We start from the raw sequence: 19,503 nt of genomic DNA, 5'->3' as shown, positions 1-19,503 counted from the left end.
ATACTATGATCAAAGGTTTATTACGCTTTATTATTGCTGTTATCTTCATTCTTTCAGGCTTTGTAAAGGCTGTGGATCTGGTAGGATTTTCTTTCAAAATGGAAGAATATTTTGCACCACCGGTTTTCAATATGCCGTTCCTGGAAAAATTCGCGCTTCTCTTCTCGATCATTGTGGTCGTACTGGAGCTTTTCCTAGGATTTATGCTGTTGCTGAAACTGAAGCTTAAGTTCACTCTTTCAGCGTTAATTGTCCTTTGTATCTTCTTTGGATTCCTTACTTTTTATTCTGCTTACTTCAATGTGGTAACAGATTGCGGGTGTTTTGGAGATGCGATAAAGTTTACGCCATGGCAGAGCTTTATTAAAGACATTGTGCTTCTTGCCGGTCTCATTATCCTGTTTATACTTTACAGAAAGGAATTCCGTAAAAAAGACGAATACAGCAGTACTGGTACGAAAGAATCTTCCAACAAGTTCAGATATGTTCTGTTAGGCCTTTTTTCTGTGATCATGGTTTACATTATGGCTCAGGGAATCATGCATGAACCGCTAATCGATTTCCGGGATTATAAGATCGGGACGAATATAAAAGCTGAAAAGGAAAAGATCAATAAAAATCCTTCAGAATACAAGACTTTTTACTCTCTTAAAAACCAGAAGACGGGGGAAGTTTTAAAGGTTAATCAGGACGATTATATTAAAGAAACAAAATACTGGGCAGAGGGTTCTCCATGGAAAATTGAGGAAGGAAAAAATGAATCTGTTTTGACGAAAGAAGGGTATAAATCCGAGATCGTAAAATTCAAAATTGAAGATCCAACGGGCATGGATTTGACGGATGAAATCATCAATGCACCGAAAGCTGTTCTGGTATTCTCTTATCACCCAAAAGAAGTTTCTGCTGATCTTATTAAAAAAGTTGAAGCTAAAGTGAATGCTCAAAAAGGAGCTGTGATCTATGGTGTTTCTACGGATCATAACACTTTTAAAACCATTAAAAATGCTATGATGGACGCAACAGCTATCAAAACAATCGCGAGAAGCAATCCGTTTATACTGATATTGGAGAAAGGGAAAATTGTGGACAAGCAACCGGCAAAAGATTATATAAAATAAGGCCATGGAAAAGAATTTGAGATATATTAACGAAAATTACATTACTGAAGATAATATATGTGCTGTAACAGGTATTACCAAAGATGAACTTAATATACTTATTCAAAACCATTTAGTTCCGGATGCCTCTTATGTGATTTCTCAAAATATAAAAATCACTTCATCTCTGAATGATGAATTCCAAAGTGAGATCACTGAAAAATATTTCAGTAAAAATTGTATTCAACTGATTCAGGAACATAAAAACCTGGAGAATTCTCTACAATATAAAGCTGAATTTAAAGAGAAATTCATTCGTGACTTAATGAAGCATCCCGATAAAAATTTTGCTTATCATCATATTTCGGAAAATGATCTTGAAGATCAACAAAAGATAAATGAAATTTTTGAGGATGAATGGGATGCTTATTGTAAAGGTATTTATGGAATCTGTACTCTCCATTCAACTGAAGAAGAAATCGTAAGAAAGGAAATTATTGTAAAGAAACTCATCCAATACAATTCCCTGTTTTCTCAAAAGACACTTAGCAATGATGAAAAAGAGGAGCTAATGAAATTAAATGAAGAGTTTAACGAAGTAGCTTCAAAATTTGCACCTTATCAAAGGGAAGCAAGCAGCAGAGGAAAATATCTCGATAAAATTTTAGAACAAAATAATTTAGATCATTTAATAAAGAATTACTAATATGCAAAAATCAAATAAATCAATCGCCGGCTATCATCTTTTAATGATTCTTTCTTCTGTAGACGGAGAATTTGCTCCTGAAGAAGGGATGCTGATTCAACAGTATATGGCGGACGAATTTCCTTTCAGAATGAATCTTGACAATGAACTGGAAACCCTGGCTCTTTTACAACCTGAAGAATGGAAAGACCACTTTGAATTCCACGCAAGATGTTTCTTTGATGATTCTACAGCCGAGGAGCGCGTAAAATTCGCAGAATTTGCTAAAACACTGATCAAAGCTGACAATAAAGTCACCGATGAAGAGCATACTTTCTACAAGCTTCTGAAAAATCTGTGGAATTTGGCATAAGTCCATACCCAAAAAGCAAAATATACTATGAAAAAATTTTATCTGGGAATATTAATTATGAGCGCATCTACGATACAATCTCAAAAATTTCCTGCCCTTAAAGCTCCGATCGCTGAAAAGCAGGAACATATCCGGGAAATTCATGGTGATAAAGTAAACGATCCCTATTACTGGATGATCGATTATTTTAAAAAGGGAAAAGATTCCACGAAAGTCGTTGATTATCTGAAAGCCGAAAACAATTACTGGGAAGGCATGATGAAAGACACGGAACCTTTCAGGGAAAAGCTTTTCCAGGAAATGAAAGCCCGCATCAAGGAAAAAGATGAATCTGTACCTGTTTTTGAAAACGGATACTATTATTATACCCGTACAGAAGCCGGAAAACAATATTTTAAATACTGCAGAAAAAAGGGAAGCCTTACCGCTCCTGAAGAGATTCTTCTCGATGTGGATAAGCTTGCGGAAGGACATGCTTATTATTCTGCAACAGGCTTCAGCATCAGCCCTGACAACAGTAAACTGGTATATGGTGTTGATGATGTTTCCAGAAGGCAGTATACTTTATTCTTAAAGGATTTAAAGACCGGGAAAACGACCGATCTTGGCATTAAAAATACAGAAGGTTCCGCAGAATGGGCCAATGATAATAAAACCATTTTTTACACAGAGAATAATCCGGTAACCCTTTTGTCTGAGAAAATCAAGAAACATACGCTGGGAACCGATCCAGGCAAAGATGTGACAGTTTACGAAGAAAAAGATAAGACCAATTATATTTCAGTATATAAATCCAAAAATCACAAATACCTTCTGATCTATTCCGGTGCTACCACTTCTTCTGAAACGAGATATCTTGATGCTGACCAACCCAACGGAACATTCAAGGTTTTTCAGCCGAGAATGAAGAATGTATTGTATACGATCACGCCTTTGGAAGACAAATTCCTGATCAGAACGAATAAGGATGCGCTTAATTTTAAAATAGCAGAAACTCCTTTGGATAAGACAGGTGTAGAGAACTGGAAAGATTTCATTCCGCACAGAAGCGATGTTTTAATGCAATCTGTAAGTGCCTTTAAAAATTATCTGGTTTTCAGTGAAAGACAGAACGGGCTTACCCAATTGGTTATTTATGACAGAAAGACCGGTAAAAAGGAAGCACTGACATTTGAGGAGCCGGCTTACACCATTTCTTCACTGGAAAATCCTGAATATGATACAGACAATTTCCGTTTCGGGTATACTTCAATGATTACGCCTGTTTCTCAGTTTGAGCAGGATTTAAAGACTGGTAAAAGAATATTACTGAAACAGCAGGAAGTTCTTGGTGGTTATGCTAAAGATGATTATACTACTGAAAGACTTTTTGCAACGGCAAAAGACGGTACGAAAATTCCAATCTCCATTGTTTATAAAAAGGGATTCAAGAAGGATGGAAACAGTCCGCTGCTTCTTTATGCATATGGATCTTACGGAAGCTCGATGGATGCTTCTTTCAGCAGTACTAGACTGAGTCTTCTGAACAGAGGTTTTGCTTTTGCCATCGCTCACATCCGTGGCGGACAGGAAATGGGAAGACAATGGTATGAGGACGGAAAAATGATGAAAAAGAAGAATACTTTTACCGATTTCATCGATGCCGGAGAATATCTTGTTAAGGAAAAATATACCTCACCAAAACATCTTTATGCACAGGGCGGAAGCGCCGGAGGCCTTTTGATGGGTGCAGTAGCGAACATGAGCCCGAATTTATGGAATGGCGTTATTTCGCAGGTTCCATTCGTTGATGTTGTCAATACCATGCTTGATGAAAGTATTCCGCTGACTACCAATGAATATGATGAATGGGGAAATCCGAATAATAAAGAGGCATATTTCTACATGAAATCATATTCACCGTATGAAAATATTGAAAAGAAAAACTATCCTAACATTTTGGTAACTACAGGGCTGCATGATTCTCAGGTACAGTATTTTGAGCCTGCAAAATGGGTATCCAAGCTTAGGGATATGAAAACTGACAAAAACGTATTATTATTAAAAACTGATATGGATTACGGCCATGGTGGTGCATCGGGAAGATTTGATTATCTGAAGGATATTTCTCTGGTGTATGCTTTTATGTTTAAACTAGAGGGAATTACTAAATAATATCGTGCAGATTATTACTTAATAAATTTGCAATATAATATCAACAAATAACATTTTAATAAGACTATGAGAAGAAAAATAGTTGCAGGAAACTGGAAAATGAATAAAAATGTCATTGACGCACAACAGTTGATGATTCAATTACTGAGCTATAAAAACAATAACACCACCAACTGCGAAGTATGGATTGCGCCGCCTTCTTTATATCTGATGATGGCTAAAGATATCTTCGAAAAAGATGAAATCGGTGTTTTCTCTCAGGATATGAGCGAGCATGAAAGCGGTGCTTATACCGGTGAGCTTTCTGCAGATATGCTGGAATCTATTGATGTAACCGGTTCACTGATCGGACACTCTGAAAGAAGACAGTACCACGGTGAAACAGATTCTCACTGCAACAGAAAGATAAAATTAGCGCTTGATAAAGGTCTAATTCCCGTTTATTGTAATGGTGAAACGCTTGAGCAGAGAAAAGCAGGACAGCATTTTGAAGTAGTAAAAAACCAGACTGAAGTCGCTCTTTTCACCCTTTCTGCGGAAGAGATCAAAAAAGTGGTGATCGCTTACGAACCTGTTTGGGCGATCGGAACAGGGGAAACAGCTTCTCCGGAGCAGGCCCAGGAAATCCACGCACATATCAGGAGTATCATCGCTGCAAAATACGGACAGGAAGTTGCTGACGAGGTTTCTATTCTTTACGGAGGTTCTGTGAAGCCGGATAATGCCAAAGAGATTTTTTCTCAGCCTGATATTGATGGTGGATTAATCGGAGGTGCGGCTTTAAAATTAGAGGATTTTTCTAAAATCATTGAGGGATTCAATTCATAGGTTTTGACTAAAGTCCATTCCTATTTAATTTAAAAATATACAATCAAAGCGGCGGCATCTTCGATGCCGCCGCTTTCTTAAAAAAATCTAATTATTGAATATCGACTACATACATTGTTCCTTTGTCTACTTTTCCTGTTTTAGGAAGAATCTTCGCTTTTGGATTTCCGTTTCCGTCATCTAAGATTCCAAAATCATCATCATTGAAGACGGCCAGTTTATTATTTCCCAAATAAACGATTCCTTCAAATTTATCATGCTCATATCCTAATTTTGCCACCAAATCCACGGCTAAAATTTTGGACACCGGCTTGATTCCAGCATTTGTAATTTCATCCCAGGTAGACTGTTCTAAAGTTTTATTGTTAATCTTCATTCCGTCAACGGCTGTAATATCGGTTCCGTTTACATCTGAAGCGCCGGCTATATTAATCCTGTATACTTTTTTAGTGCCACCCTGCGAACCGTAATTCCCGTCTCTTTCGATCACGAGGAATTCTGTACTGCTGATGGCTGTAATATCACAAACCGAGTCTGAACCACCGCCATTTTGTTTATACAGATACTGTTTCGTTTGTCCCGTTGCAATATCGAAGGTTACAATTCTTGTTAAAGTTGTATTGGTTGCCAGAGCCTTTGTTGGGACATACATGGTAGACTGTATTGTTCCTACCAGTGTTTTTCCGTCCGGAGTGATGCACAAGCCTTCCATTCCTCTGTTAGCTCTTCTTTTGGCTAAAACGGCAGGAAGTTTACGTGGTCCTGTATTGACTCCTATCGGACTTATCCTTTCCAGTTCTACCCCATCTGCATTGTAGTGAACAATATGTGGTCCATATTCATCCGAAACCCAGAACGTTCCGTCTGCTGCTGCCACAATACTTTCGCTGTCCAGTCCGTAATTATCTGTTCCTAAAACATTTCCTGATGAATCATAGGCCGTTTCACCAGTACTTCCCATTCCTGCAGGATTGGGTAAGCCTGTAATCGGTTGGCCGGAAGGATTCTTAAGTTTAATATATTTAATGACCTCGATATTTCCTTCTGCATTGATCTTAAAATGCATGATGGTAGGCGTAAAATTCGGGGCCGAAAATTTCTTCCCATTCAGGTAGTCTGTATTCGGGCCACGATCGGTGATCACATAAAACTCTCCTTTTCTGGTGGGATGTGCCGCTGCACCTGAACCAAAGCCACCGTTAATTACATCTACACCATTGACCGTTACTAATTTGGAGAAAGGAAATTCCTGAGGAAGTTTAGCATAATTGATATCCTGGTTATTCATCTGGTTGTCATCATCTTTACATGATGCAAGCGCTGTGAATACGATCGCCGATAACAGCAGTTTTTTCATAATTACTTTTATGCCGCGAAAATATACATTGATTGTAAACTGATCTTGAATTTAATAATAATTGTATTTTAACAATACATTCTAAAGAGTATTCATTGTTAATCGTTTTAACCACCCCGTCAAAAATTCTCTGAATTTTTGCCACCCCTCCAGTGGAAGGGAATGTGATCCGATGAAGTTTTCGTCAATATCAAAATCTTTGATTTTCATAAGACTTAAGTGATCTTTTTCTTCAAAGCTTTTAAACTCAAAACAACTAAAGTGTTTAAAAACTTTTGTCTCTTTTGTGGTAAAACAAAAAAACGCACCGAATCAGTGCGTTTTTCAATTATTCCTAAAAAGGAAATTATTTTTTCTCTGTAGATCTCTGTAAAACCTCGTCTACCATTCCGTAGCCTTTTGCTTCTTCAGAAGTCATCCAGTAATCTCTGTCAGAAGACTTCTCTACCCATTCGTAAGTCTGCCCTGAGTGGTGACCAATGATTTCGTAAAGCTCCTGCTTCAATTTCAACATTTCTCTTAAGTTGATCTCCATATCTGAAGCTACTCCCTGAGCACCTCCTGAAGGCTGGTGAATCATTACTCTTGAATGCTTAAGCGCAGAACGTTTTCCTTTTTCTCCTGCTACAAGTAAAACCGCTCCCATTGAGGCTGCCATTCCTGTACAGATTGTAGCCACATCCGGCTTAATGATCTGCATCGTGTCATAGATTCCTAAACCTGCATAAACGCTTCCGCCCGGAGAGTTAATGTAGATCTGGATATCCTTCGATGGATCTGCACTTTCTAAGAATAAAAGCTGTGCGGTTACGATGTTGGCTACCTGATCGTCAATTCCAGTTCCTAAGAAGATAATTCTGTCCATCATCAGACGCGAAAATACGTCCATCTGGGCAACGTTTAATCTTCTTTCTTCCATGATATATGGCGTAAGATTCGTTGGACCATACATTCCCATATACTGATCGGTAACCAGACCGCTGTTTCCTAAATGTTTTACAGAGAAATCTCTGAAGTCTTTTTTAATGTCCATATTTCTATTATGTATTATTAAATATTTTTTTCGAAGTTTAAATTACAACTTTTATTCCTAAAATTTTATAGGACTTTTTGTCACAGAATAGCCGTCTGATCATCAGTATTATGTCTGTAAATTTATCGTTTTCTATCAATGTAGATTCCTTTGATTGGTGAATATTCAATAATATTGCTCAATCTGATAGATGCTTGTTTCAACAGGGTAATCTTTTTAATCAGTTCATAATATTTTGTCTCATCAGAGCCTCTGTATTCATCCAACTGTCGTGCTGTTTCTTTAATCAGATAATCTATATACCTGTATTTGTGCAACAGAACATCACCTTGCACCTGTTCTGCTATTTTGTCGCCGTAATTGGGAGGATAAATGTTTCTGGAACCCCAGTTCTCCAATTCATCAGGAGGCATCAGAGCATCCACTACTTTAGTGGTGATCTCTTCATCCATGAATGTCACAAAAAAGTTTCCGCTTCTCAGCTCGTCTTTCTGAATACCTTCCTTTACCTGATCAATGATAATTTCATTGCCTTTTACTAAAAAACTGTACTGCTCTTCTTCAAAATGCATCAGGATTTCTTCAATAACCGTGATCTGGTATTCCTCATTTTTTTCATTGGTTCTTTTCAGAACGATATCTCCGAACATCAGCATATGGTCTACAAGTTTGCTTTCCATAAACAGAACATCGTACAGATAAGGATCTTCCTTTTCCTCATTCAAAGGCACAATCTCCAGTTTTGGCTGAACCTTTTCTTTCTGTTGCTGAACATGCTGATGCTGGTTCTGTGTGATCTGTTTCTGAACATCCAGCTCATTGAAAAGACTCTGCTCCGAAAGTCCGAATTTATTGGAAACCTCCTTCAGATAAACTTCTCTTTTTAAAGCATTCTGAACGAAACCTACGGATTTTACAATATCTCTGATCGCTTCAGCTTTTTTAATCGGATCATTTCCGACTTCCCTTAAAAGAATTTCAGCTTTAAAATCAATAAAATCCTTCGCTTCATTTTCAATGAATTTCTCAACATATTCCTGCGGATGTTTTCTGGAAAAAGAATCCGGGTCATCACCATCTGGAAACAGCAGGACACGGATATTCATACCTTCGGTCAGAAGCATGTCGATACTTCTGAAACTGGCTTTGATCCCCGCATTGTCACCGTCAAAAAGAATCGTTACATTCTCAGTAAGTCTTTTGATGAGTTTGATCTGCTCTGTTGTCAGAGACGTTCCGGAGCTCGCCACTACATTCTCGATCCCTGCCATATGAAGGGCAATCACGTCCATATAACCTTCTACAAGAAGGCAGATATTTTTTCGTGAAATAGCCTGTTTACTCTGATTTAAGCCATAAAGTACATTAGACTTATGGTAAATTTCCGTTTCCGGAGAATTCAGATACTTGGCCGTTTTGACGTTATTTTTAAGAATTCTGGCTCCGAACCCTAAAACCCTTCCCGAAAAACTGTGAATCGGGAAAATAACCCTTTCCCGGAAACGGTCGATCCCGGAAGGTGTATTCTCAGGAAATATGGAAAGTCCTGATTTCTCAAGGATTTCCTTCGAATACCCTTTTTCTTCAGCATACACTGTAAAGGCATTTTTCTTTTCCGGTGAATATCCGAGCTGGAATTTCTTTATGATATCATCCTTAAGCTCACGTTCTCTGAAGTAAGCCAGACCAATACTTTTTCCTTCTTCCGAATCCCAAAGAATATCCTGATAATAGGAGTTGGCAACCTCATGAATCTTATACAGCTGATCTTTTTCCGTCTGTGCATGTTTTGCCTCTTCAGAAAATTCCCGCTGATCTTCTTCAATTTCAATTCCATACTTTTTAGCGGCGTGACGAAGGGCTTCAGGATAGGTGAAATTCTCGATTTCCATAAGGAAAGAAATGGCCGTTCCCCCTTTTCCTGTCGAGAAATCTTTCCAGATCTGCTTGCTTGGCGAAACGACAAAACTCGGAGATTTTTCCTCATGAAAAGGACTGAGTCCTTTAAAATTAGACCCGGCTCTTTTCAGCTGAACGTACTCTCCCACTATTTCTTCTACCCGTATCGTTGAGAAAATTTTATCTATGGTCTGTTTGGAAATCATAGTGTAAAAATAAGTAAATTTATAGAGATGGAGAAAGTGTTTTGCATTCGAGTTGGAGTGTAGGAGAGTTTTAGGGTTTTGAGAGTTTTTCAGAGTTTTTCAGAGTTTTTCAGAGTTTAACAATGACTATATTAAATATGAAAAACAAATATTTCTACAATTAACAAACAAAAAACCATATTTCCCACAACAACCCGCCACTCTATCACATTCCCACACTCCCACCCTAAAACTCTCCCACTCTCAAACCTTCCCAGTCTCCAACTAAATTGCTTATTTTTGCACAAATTACTTTTATGCAGTTCACTATACAAGAGATCAAAGACTGGCAAGAAGTTGTCGATAAGATTATTCCTGACTTAAAGCATAACATTCTTCTTTTAAAGGGAAACCTGGGTGCAGGAAAAACAACATTTACTCAGTTTCTTCTTAAAAATATGGGAAGTAATGATGAAGTCAATTCTCCTACCTACTCTATTGTCAACGAGTACAGCACACCGGAAGGAAAAATTTATCATTTTGACCTTTACCGTTTAAAAAACATTGAAGAGGCGTACGACATTGGCATCGAAGAATACCTGGATAATGCTTTTTTATGTATCATAGAATGGCCGGAAGTGTATGAAGAAGAGCTCCACGGGCTTAACTACCACACAATGAGCATCGTGAATACAGGGGACGAAAGAGAAGTTTCATTCGAGTAAATATTATGTATCTTTGCTTATTAATTCATTGTAAAATAACAACCTGTAAGACCTAATTTAATTAAAGAATGAGTACTACAAATATTTTTACTCCTTTCACTGAAGAAGAATTGATGCCGAAGGAAGAAAAGTTGGAGGTTATAAAGAAAGGAAAACAGTTCAGCATTGGAATTCCTAAGGAGACCTGTCTTAACGAAAGGAGAACATGCATTACTCCGGATGCAGTACAGGTATTGGTAGAACACGGTCACGAGCTTATTATAGAAGCAGGTGCCGGAGAAGGTTCTTTTTTTACAGATCTTCAGTATTCTGAATCCGGGGCAAAGATCACCAATGATCCCAAAGAGGCTTTCGGACAGGATCTTATCTTAAAGGTCAACCCTCCTACAGAAGAAGAAATAGACTATATGAAACCCAATACGTATTTGGTTTCAGCTCTTCAGATCAACCTGAGGGACAAAGATTATTTCTTAAAACTTGCGGAGAGAAAGATCAATGCCATTGCTTTTGAATTTATCGTAGATGAGTATAAGCAGCTTGCCTTAGTACGACTGATCGGTGAAATTGCAGGAACAGTTTCTATTTTATACGCGTCAGAACTTCTTGCTCTGTCAAACGGCTTAATGCTGGGTGGCATTACAGGAGTAAGACCGGCAGAAGTTGTTATTTTAGGAGCCGGTATCGTAGGCGAATTTGCCACGAAAGCTGCTATCGGGCTTGGAGCCAGTGTAAGGGTTTTTGATAATTCACTTTCAAAGTTGAGAAGGCTTCATACCTTAGTAGACAGCCGTGTTCCGACTTCCATTATTGATCCGAAAGAATTGAGTAAAGCTTTAAGACGTGCAGATGTTGTTATCGGTGCCCTTCCAAGATTGAATATGACCCCGATCGTTACTGAAGAAATGGTCGCAAAAATGAAAAAAGGAAGTGTTATTATTGATATTACGATCGACAACGGCAAGGTAATCGAAACCTCTGAGCTTACGACTATGGATAATCCTTATATTATCAAACACGGCGTAATCCACTGCGGGCTTCCGAATCTTACATCCAGAATGCCGAGAACGACAACAAAAGCCATCTCCAATTTTTTCCTTTCCTATATCCTGAATTACGATGAAGAAGGAGGTTTCGAAAATATGCTGATCCGCAAAAACGAAATGAAGCAGAGCCTGTATATGTACAAAGGAAGACACACCAAAAAAGTGATCTGCGACCGTTTCGGACTTACTTACCATGATATCAATCTTTTAATTTTCTAATGAAAAAAGTTAAATTCTTTTTAATAGGCCTTATTCCGGGTCTGATTCTTGTATTTTTTATTCTAAACAAAAAAGGGGCGAGCTGCAGCGGATATCTTCCCAACAGCCGTGTGATTGCAGAAACCCTGTCCAAAGAATTCAAGTATTCTGAAGACGTTAAAAACGGGATGAGTACGTATAAAATTGATGAAAAATTTATAAAAGACAGTATCATTACCAAAGGAAAAATAGATTTCGACAGAAGTCACGCACAGAAGAAGCCTTGTCCTGACTATGTTCTGACCTATCCTGAGAAAAATCCTTCTTATGAGATCACCTTTGAAAAGTGTGAGGAAACGGTTAACGTAAACAGTCTGAAAAAACTGAAATAATCCTAAAGATCTTTTACTAAATTTGTAGAAGATCATTAAAGCTATTTTTATGGAAGGCAATTACTACATGATCCACGATTATCTGATATTCATTGGAGTTTTTGCTATTTTCTTCCTGCTTACGGTCAGTATTTACCTTTTCAGCCAAAACAGCAGGATTAAGAAGAAAAATATCCGCCTTTCCGAAACCAACAGGATTATCGAACAGAAACTGAATGAGGTTCAGCTGGAACATATCGGTACGAAACTGAACCCCCATCTGTTTAAAAATATTCTTAATTCTGTGCAGTCGCATGCTTACCAAACCTATATGTCTCTTGATAAACTTGCGAATGTTCTGGATTATATCCTGTACGAAAGCAACAATAAATTTGTCAGCCCCAAAGAAGAACTAAACTTCGCCCTAAGCCTCATCGAAATCAATAAAATAAAGATCAATCCTCTTTTTGATTTCAGGATCAAATCAAAGATCAATAAGTCTGATGTGGTATATGAAGAAAAAGTCTTTGCCCCGCTGATCTCCGTTGATCTTATTGAAAACGCCTTTAAACATACTGATTTTCTGGCCCAGGATTCTTTTATTTCAATCTATCTGGAGCTTGAAAACAGCATTTTCACCATGAAAGTAAGCAACAAAGCCTCATTGAAAAATATTCTCGAAAAGGAAAACAGCGGTTTCGGAAGCCAGTCACTGGATCAAAGGCTTAAAATGATTTACAGCAATCATTACCAGCTGGAAAAAAGTTCGAAAAACGGTATCTTCACGGCAGAATTACAAATCAATTTAGGAGAGTTCTATGATAAAATGCGTTATTCTCGATGATGAACTGCTGGCAATCAGCTATTTAAAACTTCTATGCGAACAGATCGAAAATGTAGAAGTCGTAAAAGCATTCAATGATCCTAAAATTTTCCTGAGCGAAATAGACAATATCGACTGTAACCTCTGCATCCTGGACATTGAAATGCCGGGTATGACAGGACTCCAAGTGGCAGAGCTCATTTCCGGTTCCAAAAAAATCATTTTCACGACCGCTTACAAAGAATATGCAGCAGAAGCTTTCGACCTCAATGTAGTCGATTATGTCAGAAAACCCATCAAAAAAGAAAGACTGATTCAGGCCTTTGAAAAAGCAAAAGAACTGGTAGACATTCCTCATAAAAAGGATTTGATTGAATGGAACACCAATATCGGCAGAACTGTGATTTTTACTGAACAGATCGCTTATATTAAAACCTCAGAAATCGATAGCCGCGACAAAGATATTATTCTGAATGACGGAACCACGATCGTCTTAAAAAACCTCAGCTTTAAAAACCTCCTTGAAATGCTTCCTCCAAAGGATTTCGCACAGGTGAATAAAAAAGAGATTATTGCCCTGTCTTCCATCAAAGTATTTTCTACCAACGAAATTATTACTACAATTCAATCGGATGGCGATAATTTTCTTAAGCTCCAGATCGGAGAAGCTTATAAACATTCATTAATGGAATTGTTCGGAAAGTAGATCTTTCAGACATTTAAGGTTTCATTGCAGAATCTGGTGGTTTCATTACACCCTCCACTTTACATTAGCTGTACAGCGTATTTTTGTTGCAGATTAAATGATTTTATAATGAAAAACATTATGTATGCAGCAGGAATTCTCATATCCGGACTTTGCTTTTCCCAGGAATCTGGTCCAAAGGTCAAGGCCTCCTTTTTTGATGGAATTGTAGTGGCCGGATATGTAGATCATGGAGCTTTTATCAACTTTACAGGCCCTAATATGAGCTTTACCCATAAAGGCCTTAAACTTATTGCCGGAATGCTTCCTTCACTCCGGATCAAAGAGGACCGTTCTCCCGGAACCAAAAACAGCCCGGTTACGCCTAATCTGGGAGCTGGTCTTACGGTAGTTTATAAAAAAATTGCTCTTCAGATACCCGTCTATTATAATACAAAAACAGCCGCAGAAAACGGAACCTGGAAAGTTGGAATCGGATTGGGGTATTCGTTCAGATAGACTTTTTTGAAGTAAAGAAGATGGAGGCCCGAAGAGTGAAGTTATCGAGGTCTGAAACATAACTGAAATACAGTTTTATTAATTTCCAGAGCTGCTTTATACTAGCTACCCTTGTCAAGGTTTTGAACCTTGACAAGGGTAGGAAATCAAATTTTAAAATAGATATTAAAATAAGTTCTCAACAATAACGTCCGACCTCCCTTTTCCAGCTTCCCAACCTCTTCCGGTTTTTATTACATTTTTTAGAACATTTATTACATTTTAAAAAGAATAGTATTTAACATCAATATATTCTTATCAACTTTGCATTAAAATATTAGGAATCATGAACTGGGGAAAATACAGAAATTTAATTTTTTACATAGCCACCATCGCCTTTTTTTCCTGTCTGATGTACTTCTTCATCATAGAGGGACAGACGCTGGAGATCAAGGAAAATATAGTAACAAAAACCAACACGGGCTCTACCTGGGAAAATTTCCAGGAATCTTTTAAAGCAAATCTTCATCATCCGCTGGCTCTTCTTCTGGCACAGATCGTCACCATTATTCTTGTCGCCAGGCTTTTCGGATGGATCTGTATGAAAATCAAGCAGCCTACGGTAATTGGTGAAATGATCGCGGGGATTGTTCTAGGCCCCTCATTGCTGGGTATGTACTTCCCTGAGTTCTCAGCTTTTCTTTTCCCGAAAGAATCTTTAGGTAACCTACAGTTTTTAAGTCAGATAGGCCTTATCCTGTTTATGTATATCGTAGGGATGGAGCTTGATCTTAGTGTGTTGAGAAAAAAAGCACATGATGCAGTGGTAATCAGCCATGCAAGTATCATTATTCCTTTTGCACTGGGTATCGGGCTTTCTTATTTTGTATATCAGGAATTTGCACCGGAAGGTATTCAGTTTACCTCATTTGCCCTGTTCATAGCAATTTCAATGAGTATTACCGCATTTCCGGTACTCGCCAGAATTGTTCAGGAGAGAAATCTTCAGAAAACCAAACTGGGAACAATCGTTATTACCTGTGCTGCAGCAGATGATATTACAGCATGGTGCATTCTTGCAGCTGTTATTGCCATTGTAAAAGCAGGCTCTTTCGCCAGTTCCATCTATGTGATCATTATGGCTGTCGCTTATGTCTTTTTAATGATTAAAATTGTAAGACCGTTCCTGAAAAGGATCGGAGATCTTCAAGCGGGTAAAAACACCATCAGCAAGCCAATGGTCGCTATTTTCTTCCTGACACTTATTCTTTCTGCATATGCTACTGAAGTTATTGGTATCCATGCATTATTCGGGGCATTTATGGCAGGAGCTATTATGCCGGAAAATGCAAAATTCCGTACCCTTTTCATCGATAAGGTTGAAGATGTGGCTTTAGTGCTTCTTCTTCCATTGTTCTTTGTATTTACAGGTCTCCGTACACAAATCGGACTATTAAATGACAGTCATTTGTGGATGACGGCAGGGTTTATCATTTTAACAGCTGTTACCGGTAAATTTATAGGAAGCGCACTTACCGCACGGTTCGTCGGAATCAACTGGAAGGAAAGTTTAACGATTGGTGCCCTGATGAATACCCGAGGATTAATGGAGCTTATTGTCCTGAACATCGGGTATGATCTTGGAGTATTAAGTCCGGAGATCTTTGCTATGCTGGTGATCATGGCTTTGTTTACCACTTTTATGACAGGACCGGCTTTAGACTTTATTAATTTTATTTTTAAATCTAAAAAAAGCTCAGATGAAGATAGTCCCGGCAATAACGATTCAAAATACCGTGTACTGCTGTCTTTTGATAAGCCTGAATCCGGAAGCACACTGCTGAAGCTTGCCCATGATTTCACCAACAAAATGAACGGCAACAAAAGTATCACAGCCATGAATATTGCTCCGGTAGATGAAATGCACGCTTATGATATCAATGAATATGAAGATGCACAGTTTAAAAACGTTATTGAAACCTCTCACGACCTAAAACTTGAAGTCACTACCCTTTTCAAAGCTTCCACGGATATTGAAAGTGACCTTGCAGGCATTTCAAATAAAGGAAATTACGACCTTCTTCTGATTATGCTCGGCAAATCTATGTATGAAGGAAGTTTACTGGGAAGGCTGCTAGGATTTACGACAAAGATCATTAACCCGGAAAAACTTCTGAACACGGTAAAAGGTAAAGGAAATATTTTCAACAATTCTCCTTTTGACGATTTTACCCTCCAGATCCTTGATAAGACCCATATTCCGGTAGGAATTCTGGTAGAAAAAGATTTCAAATCTGCAGACAAAGTATTTATCCCTATGTTCAACCTCAGTGATTTTTATCTGTTGGAATATGCTAAAAGACTGATCAACAATAACAATTCCCAGATCATCATCCTGGATGCGGCCGGACAGATCCGCAATAATATCGAGGTGAAAGAACTGATCAGAAGCATTGAACAGGTAGCCCCGAATCATATCACGTTATATAACGAGAAAAAGATCGAGAAAGAATTCCTGAACTCGCAGGATCTGATGCTGGTCAGCAGCAAAAGCTGGAAAAACCTGATCGATACTAAGAGCCTTTGGCTGTCTGATATTCCTTCGACACTGATTATCTCGAACCCATAGAATTAATGTAACAATGTAGCAGTATAAAAATGTAACAATAGAATAATCCCTGGGTATTATAATAGATATTTGTAGTATCCGGCCTGATTAAATGATTGATAAACTGGTACATTGTTATATTGTTACATTATTTTTCCTTCCTGAGTTTTAGAAGTTTTTGAAATGCCTCAAAAATTCTTTTCTGCTCTCCTTCAATATAATCACTGCTGAAAGGTGCACCACAATCCAGACTATTGGTTACATGAACCAATTTTCCTTTTTCAAAATAATTCCGGTTTTCTTCAACCTCTGATTTTTTAAAGTCAAAAGCTTCCGTATCATGATTTTCTTTCATGACTTTGACATCATAAAACATCGGACGGTTGTAGGTATATATCTTCTCAAAAACAAAAGACAAATGTCCGTTAAGCAGATAATATTCGGTAAGTACCTGCCCCATTTCTCCGTAAAGTCTTGCCGTTATTTTTTCTAAGCGCCCTTTCTGTTCATAAAATACAGCTTCCCCGCCCTCTGCGGATTCCCCTTCTATGTCTTTCTTTTTGATGGAACTCCATTGAGTAATGGAATTGATTCTTTTAAAATTGGCTCGGATCGGCTTCAGCCTGTCTGTTAAATATTCGTTGACGGCAATATCATTTTCCCTGAAAGATTCTTTGATCTTTACCGTATCAGATGATATGACCTGTAAAGAAGCAGGAAGCTGATGCTTTCCAATTTCGGGTGTGAAAGTTTCCGCATTACTCCAATGTATGGCAGCAATTACTACCAGTAAAGTATAAAAACAATTCTTCATGATCATTGTATTTTGTCGTGATATTGATTTACTGCTCTGTAACAAAGCTAGTTAATCTTCATGATAATGCAACTATGTAGGGAGGCTCATTGGTGCATTCTATAATAAAAACCAACTTTTAAAAGTTGGTTTTTATTTTTACAAGAGTGATTCAATAAGTTTGTTTTGCGTTAATTCACCAATCTATTTTACTTTAAGAAAAGTTCCATCTAAAGTTGCATTCAGTCCAAATTCACAATCACGCGACTGCTCAGATGGGACTGATGTAATTGATATAAATCCATTATAAAATGTAGCGAGGAATGAACATGATTTATTGATTTCAATAGTAAACTGATTATTTTTAATCATCACTTCTCCTGCTGCATCTGCAATATTTCTACCCGGAGCCCTGGTCACAGAGCCAATATCATAGGAATACATCTGACCTTTTATCTTTTTAATAGTAATACTTCCCTGATAACCATTTTCTCCATATTGATAGGTATACGTTCCTTCAAAATGATCAGACGGAACAGGTGAAAATATTTCCGGTTTCGGATTTACTTTAGTTTGAACATCAAGTGTCATGGGATAAACTGCGTCAGACTTTGTGGAAGACCAGTCTCCCTCTAATTTTCCATTTTTTAAGACCCCATCAATAATTCCGCTGATATTCCCATCGTTTTCAAATTCCTCAAGATGATAATGATTCCCAGAATTCAGCGTTCCTATTATTTTAATGGGTTTCTTTTCTTTAGTTTTTACATATCTGATGTTCCCTAAAACGACATTCTTTGAAACGCTGACGGTCAGTTCAACAGGGATTTTTTGGTCAATAAGACCGCTAAAACTATAATCCGCATCAGTATTCTTTTGCTGAGCATGACAGATGCCTGCAGCAAAGCATATCATGAATGATATTTTTCAGATAATTCATATTATTAGATTTTAATGATAAAATGGATACAATTCAGTGAAATCATTTTTTTTCACAAAAAGGCCTCGTTATACAAAAGTACAAAAAGACGGCCTAGTATCCATCAGGTATAAGGTTCTCTAGAGAAAAACAGATATTGAGTTTCAGTTTGAAGGTTAAGCCGGCAAAGAAACACCATAATAATTTAAGTCAAAAATATCCTGAGTTTAAAAAATATTTTATACCTTCGCTCTATGAATTTCAATAACGGAACATATTATTATAGAATTTTTAACTCAAAACTGGGCTAGGATTCTTATGAACATAACTTAAAAACCTCGTCCTTGACGGGGTTTTTTATTTTAAAAAATTTTAAAATATGAAAATAAGTATTATTGGTACAGGGTTAATCGGAGGCTCAATGGCTTTAAAATTAAAGGAAAAAGGCATTGCAGATTTTATCTACGGAATCGACAATAATCAGCAGCATATTACGGAAGCATTGAATCGTCATATTATCGATGCCGGCACGGATCTAGAATATGGGGTTAAAAATGCCGACTTCATCATCATTGCCGTTCCTGTAGATGCGGCCAGAAAACTGCTTCCGGAGGTTCTGGACCTTATATCAGACCAACAGACCGTTATGGATGCGGGATCAACCAAAGCCGGAATTGTAAATGCTGTCAAAGACCATCCGAAACGTTCCAGGTTTGTAGCATTTCACCCAATGTGGGGTACAGAAAACAGTGGTCCAGGATCTGCTGTTTCCGACAGTTTTTCGGGAAAAGCCGGAGTGATCTGCAATAAAGAGGAATCTGCCCCTGATGCGCTTCAATTGGTTGAAAAAGTGGCAGAAAACCTTGATATGCACCTGATCTATATGAATGCGGAAGCTCATGATATTCATACGGCCTATATTTCACATATTTCACACATTACATCATATGCTCTGGCCAATACCGTTTTGGAAAAGGAACGGGAAGAAGAGACCATTTTTCAGCTTGCCAGTTCCGGTTTCTCCAGTACAGTACGTCTTGCAAAATCTCATCCTGAAATGTGGGTGCCTATCTTTAAGCAAAACAAGGAGAATGTTCTGGATGTTCTGAATGAACATATCACACAGCTCCGAAAATTCAAAGCCGCATTAGAAAAAGAAAATTATGAATACCTTGAAGAACTGATCAGCAATGCCAACAGGATCAGAGGTATTTTAAGATAAAAAGTAC

Annotated in this window: 18 protein-coding genes; 13 read left to right on the top strand and 5 right to left on the bottom strand. The window is 37.8% G+C overall.

The features are described 5' to 3' along the window. Positions 1–5 precede the first annotated feature (5 nt). The 5 genes from LC418_RS07640 (at position 6) to tpiA (ending at position 5,137) form a co-directional block, all read left to right on the top strand. Positions 6–1,118, top strand: coding sequence for a BT_3928 family protein (locus LC418_RS07640; protein ID WP_223558647.1), 1,113 nt, complete (start codon positions 6–8; stop codon positions 1,116–1,118). A gap of 4 nt (positions 1,119–1,122) precedes the next feature. Continuing rightward, on the top strand, positions 1,123–1,803 hold the full coding sequence (locus LC418_RS07635) for a DUF6058 family natural product biosynthesis protein (RefSeq protein WP_223558646.1): 681 nt from the start codon (positions 1,123–1,125) through the stop codon (positions 1,801–1,803). 1 nt (position 1,804) lies between these two features. Further along, complete coding sequence (locus tag LC418_RS07630; RefSeq protein ID WP_223558645.1) at positions 1,805–2,155, top strand: tellurite resistance TerB family protein; 351 nt, start codon at positions 1,805–1,807, stop codon at positions 2,153–2,155. A 27-nt stretch (positions 2,156–2,182) separates the two neighbouring features. Next, a complete protein-coding gene (locus tag LC418_RS07625; RefSeq protein ID WP_223558644.1) occupies positions 2,183–4,309 on the top strand; it encodes a S9 family peptidase in 2,127 nt (708 codons plus the stop codon). A gap of 66 nt (positions 4,310–4,375) precedes the next feature. Then, a complete protein-coding gene (gene tpiA, locus LC418_RS07620) occupies positions 4,376–5,137 on the top strand; it encodes a triose-phosphate isomerase (protein ID WP_111956156.1) in 762 nt (253 codons plus the stop codon). Between the two features lie 91 nt (positions 5,138–5,228). Here tpiA and LC418_RS07615 read toward each other — a convergent pair whose 3' ends face one another. The 3 genes from LC418_RS07615 to dnaG form a co-directional block, all read right to left on the bottom strand. Then, complete coding sequence (locus LC418_RS07615; RefSeq protein WP_223558643.1) at positions 5,229–6,494, bottom strand: esterase-like activity of phytase family protein; 1,266 nt, start codon at positions 6,492–6,494, stop codon at positions 5,229–5,231. A gap of 346 nt (positions 6,495–6,840) precedes the next feature. After that, positions 6,841–7,527 carry an ATP-dependent Clp endopeptidase proteolytic subunit ClpP gene (gene clpP / locus LC418_RS07610; protein ID WP_047487818.1) on the bottom strand — a complete coding sequence of 229 codons (687 nt, stop codon included), beginning with the start codon at positions 7,525–7,527 and terminating at the stop codon, positions 6,841–6,843. A gap of 122 nt (positions 7,528–7,649) precedes the next feature. Next, complete coding sequence (gene dnaG / locus LC418_RS07605) at positions 7,650–9,632, bottom strand: DNA primase (protein ID WP_111956152.1); 1,983 nt, start codon at positions 9,630–9,632, stop codon at positions 7,650–7,652. A gap of 296 nt (positions 9,633–9,928) precedes the next feature. On the opposite strand from dnaG, the gene tsaE reads away from it, so the two are divergent. The 7 genes from tsaE to LC418_RS07570 all read left to right on the top strand — a co-directional run bounded on the left by tsaE (position 9,929) and on the right by LC418_RS07570 (position 16,583). Continuing rightward, a complete protein-coding gene (tsaE, locus tag LC418_RS07600; protein ID WP_111956150.1) occupies positions 9,929–10,336 on the top strand; it encodes a tRNA (adenosine(37)-N6)-threonylcarbamoyltransferase complex ATPase subunit type 1 TsaE in 408 nt (135 codons plus the stop codon). Positions 10,337–10,404: 68 nt separating this feature from the next. Next, positions 10,405–11,598, top strand: coding sequence for an alanine dehydrogenase (locus LC418_RS07595; protein WP_111956148.1), 1,194 nt, complete (start codon positions 10,405–10,407; stop codon positions 11,596–11,598). Beyond that, positions 11,598–11,969: a hypothetical protein gene (locus LC418_RS07590; protein ID WP_111956146.1), complete on the top strand. Its 372-nt coding sequence runs from the start codon at positions 11,598–11,600 to the stop codon at positions 11,967–11,969. Before LC418_RS07595 ends, LC418_RS07590 begins: the two co-directional genes overlap by 1 nt. A gap of 49 nt (positions 11,970–12,018) precedes the next feature. Continuing rightward, a complete protein-coding gene (locus LC418_RS07585; RefSeq protein WP_111956144.1) occupies positions 12,019–12,792 on the top strand; it encodes a histidine kinase in 774 nt (257 codons plus the stop codon). Continuing rightward, positions 12,767–13,477, top strand: a complete 711-nt coding sequence (locus LC418_RS07580) for a LytR/AlgR family response regulator transcription factor (protein WP_111956142.1) — start codon at positions 12,767–12,769, stop codon at positions 13,475–13,477. The genes LC418_RS07585 and LC418_RS07580 overlap by 26 nt, the downstream gene beginning before the upstream one ends. A gap of 108 nt (positions 13,478–13,585) precedes the next feature. Then, complete coding sequence (locus LC418_RS07575; RefSeq protein WP_223558642.1) at positions 13,586–13,975, top strand: hypothetical protein; 390 nt, start codon at positions 13,586–13,588, stop codon at positions 13,973–13,975. Positions 13,976–14,300: 325 nt separating this feature from the next. Further along, positions 14,301–16,583: a cation:proton antiporter gene (locus tag LC418_RS07570; RefSeq protein ID WP_111956138.1), complete on the top strand. Its 2,283-nt coding sequence runs from the start codon at positions 14,301–14,303 to the stop codon at positions 16,581–16,583. A gap of 127 nt (positions 16,584–16,710) precedes the next feature. Here the strand turns inward: LC418_RS07570 and LC418_RS07565 are convergent, their stop codons facing one another. Beyond that, a complete protein-coding gene (locus tag LC418_RS07565) occupies positions 16,711–17,376 on the bottom strand; it encodes a hypothetical protein (RefSeq protein WP_111956257.1) in 666 nt (221 codons plus the stop codon). A gap of 183 nt (positions 17,377–17,559) precedes the next feature. Further along, entirely contained in the window at positions 17,560–18,270 is a 711-nt protein-coding gene (locus tag LC418_RS07560) for a hypothetical protein (protein WP_223558641.1), read from the bottom strand. A 383-nt stretch (positions 18,271–18,653) separates the two neighbouring features. Between LC418_RS07560 and LC418_RS07555 the strand changes: the two genes are divergently transcribed. Continuing rightward, entirely contained in the window at positions 18,654–19,496 is an 843-nt protein-coding gene (locus LC418_RS07555; RefSeq protein ID WP_111956134.1) for a prephenate dehydrogenase, read from the top strand. Positions 19,497–19,503 lie beyond the last annotated feature (7 nt).

Source organism: Chryseobacterium lathyri (assembly GCF_019970085.1).
In the GTDB taxonomy this organism is placed as follows: domain Bacteria; phylum Bacteroidota; class Bacteroidia; order Flavobacteriales; family Weeksellaceae; genus Chryseobacterium; species Chryseobacterium lathyri.
Note: the sequence above shows the minus strand (reverse complement) of the source record. Positions and strands in the feature narration are given on the sequence as shown.